Genomic DNA, 2,731 nt, shown 5'->3' on the forward strand with positions numbered 1-2,731 from the left:
CTATTTCACTCCCCTCCCGGGGTTCTTTTCACCTTTCCCTCGCGGTACTTTTCGCTATCGGTCACACAGGAGTATTTAGCCTTACGAGGTGGTCCTCGCTGATTCAACCGGAATTTCACGTGCTCCGGCCTACTCGGGATCCGGCTAGGCTCTTTGAACTTTCAACTACGGGACTTTCACCCTCTTTGGTGTAGCTTTCAACTACTTCGCTTAGTTCGCCAAGTCCACGTTGCCGTCCCACAACCCCAGAAGTAAAAACCTCTGGTTTAGGCTGTTCCCGCTTCGCTCGCCGCTACTAGGGGAATCGCGTTTGCTTTCTCTTCCTCCGGCTACTAAGATGTTTCAATTCACCGGGTTGGCTCGTGTCAACCTATGTGTTCAGTTGACCGTGTTAAGGGTTGCCCCATTCGGATACTCTCGGATCAATGCTTATTTCCAGCTCCCCGAGACGTTTCGCCGGTATTCGCGTCCTTCTTCGCCTCTGTGTGCCTAGGTATCCACCGTGAGCCCTTTGTAGCTTGATCGCTGTTGACTCTCGACTACCTTGCTTTGGCTTTTGTTGCTATGCAGTTTTCAAGGTTCTGGCTGAACATTAGTTCAGCAGGCTTCTGAATCGTTAGAAGTTGCTGAACTCACGTTTTTTCTTCTTTGAAGGCAAAACTTTCGACTTCCTGATTCAGAAGTCTGTTTTTAGAGACGAAGCTACCTCAACAGGTATCTCTCTCTTGAGCGTTTTGAAGGTGGGCCATCCTGGACTCGAACCAGGGACCTCACCCTTATCAGGGGTGCGCTCTAACCACCTGAGCTAATAGCCCTCGTTTCCCTTCTTCTTAGAAGTAAACCCAGACAAGTTTGAGAGCCACACAAATTCCTCGACCGACCTAGGTTGACCAATCCTCTCTCTATTTGCTTTGTGCTTTCGAGTTGAGGTGGGTAAGGTCTCCCTGAAAGGAGGTGATCCAGCCACACCTTCCGGTACGGCTACCTTGTTACGACTTCACCCCAGTCATCAGCCCTGCCTTAGGCATCCCCCTCCTCGCGGTTAGGGTAATGACTTCGGGCAAAACCAACTCCCATGGTGTGACGGGCGGTGTGTACAAGGCCCGGGAACGTATTCACCGCAGTATGCTGACCTGCGATTACTAGCGATTCCTCCTTCATGCAGGCGAGTTGCAGCCTGCAATCTGAACTGAGGCCGGGTTTACGAGATTAGCTTGCTCTCGCGAGCTTGCAGCCCTCTGTCCCGACCATTGTAGTACGTGTGTAGCCCAAGACGTAAGGGGCATGATGACTTGACGTCATCCACACCTTCCTCCGGTTTGTCACCGGCGGTCTCCCTAGAGTCCCCAACTGAATGCTGGCAACTAAGGACGTGGGTTGCGCTCGTTGCGGGACTTAACCCAACATCTCACGACACGAGCTGACGACAGCCATGCACCACCTGTCTCTGCGCTCCCGAAGGCACTCCCGACTTTCGCCAGGATTCGCAGGATGTCAAGCCTTGGTAAGGTTCTTCGCGTTGCATCGAATTAAACCACATACTCCACCGCTTGTGCGGGCCCCCGTCAATTCCTTTGAGTTTCACTCTTGCGAGCGTACTCCCCAGGCGGGACACTTAACGCGTTGGCTACGGCACTGCACGGGTCGATACGTGCAACACCTAGTGTCCATCGTTTACGGCTAGGACTACAGGGGTATCTAATCCCTTTCGCTCCCCTAGCTTTCGTCCATGAGCGTCAGGTTTGGTCCAGTAGAACGCCTTCGCTGCTGGTGTTCTTCCCAATATCTACGCATTTCACCGCTACACTGGGAATTCCTTCTACCCCTACCTACCTCTAGTCTCGCAGTTTCCATCCCCTTTATGGAGTTAAGCTCCACGCTTTAAAGACAGACTTACGAGACCGCCTGCGGACGCTTTACGCCCAATAATTCCGGATAACGCTTGCATCCTCCGTCTTACCGCGGCTGCTGGCACGGAGTTAGCCGATGCTGATTCCTCAGGTACCGTCAGATCTTCTTCCCTGAGAAAAGAGGTTTACAACCCACAGGCCTTCGTCCCTCACGCGGTATTGCTCCGTCAGGCTTTCGCCCATTGCGGAAAATTCCCCACTGCTGCCTCCCGTAGGAGTCTGGGCCGTGTCTCAGTCCCAGTGTGGCTGATTGTCCTCTCAAACCAGCTACCGATCACTGCCTTGGTAGGCTCTTACCCCACCAACTAGCTAATCGGACGCGAGCTCATCTTCAGGCAGTTAACCTTTCACCTCTCGGCACATCGGGTATTAGCGACCGTTTCCAGTCGTTGTCCCCGACCTGAAGGCAGATTCTCACGCGTTACTCACCCGTCCGCCACTAAGTCCGAAGACTTCGTTCGACTTGCATGTGTTAAGCATACCGCCAGCGTTCATCCTGAGCCAGGATCAAACTCTCCATGTTAGGTTTCTCTGTCTTTGAAAATTCCTTAACCTTAGTCTTGGAATTTTCTAGAGAAGAAGAGTTTCATTTAGCTCCAGTTTTCACCGGAACTCGTCTTGCGACTTTTTAAGTTGCTTTGACGAGGCTTTTGTGCTTTAATGGCTCTCAAACTTATTCTTTTGTCTAGGTTCACCGCGCTTCGGTCGCTTCGCTTCAGCCGCCGTTTCCGGTTCGCTTCGCTTTCGCTTCCCCCTCAGCGCTTTATTAAATTAACAACCTTTCTCGAACTTGTCAACACTTTTTGAAAAAAAATTTTCGC

At 51.9% G+C, this 2,731-nt stretch carries 1 tRNA gene and 2 rRNA genes (1 of these 3 only partly in view); all 3 read right to left on the bottom strand.

The window, feature by feature from the left end:
- A 23S ribosomal RNA gene (locus H6F46_RS19025) occupies positions 1–524 on the bottom strand; it reaches 2,289 nt to the left of the window's first position.
- A gap of 217 nt (positions 525–741) precedes the next feature.
- Positions 742–815: transfer RNA gene (locus H6F46_RS19030), tRNA-Ile, on the bottom strand.
- A 132-nt stretch (positions 816–947) separates the two neighbouring features.
- Positions 948–2,433 (bottom strand): 16S ribosomal RNA (locus tag H6F46_RS19035).
- Together the 16S and 23S rRNA genes with 1 tRNA gene alongside form the textbook arrangement of a ribosomal RNA operon.
- Positions 2,434–2,731: the final 298 nt, after the last annotated feature.

The sequence above is a fragment of the Limnothrix sp. FACHB-1083 genome, assembly GCF_014696485.1.
In the GTDB taxonomy this organism is placed as follows: domain Bacteria; phylum Cyanobacteriota; class Cyanobacteriia; order CACIAM-69d; family CACIAM-69d; genus CACIAM-69d.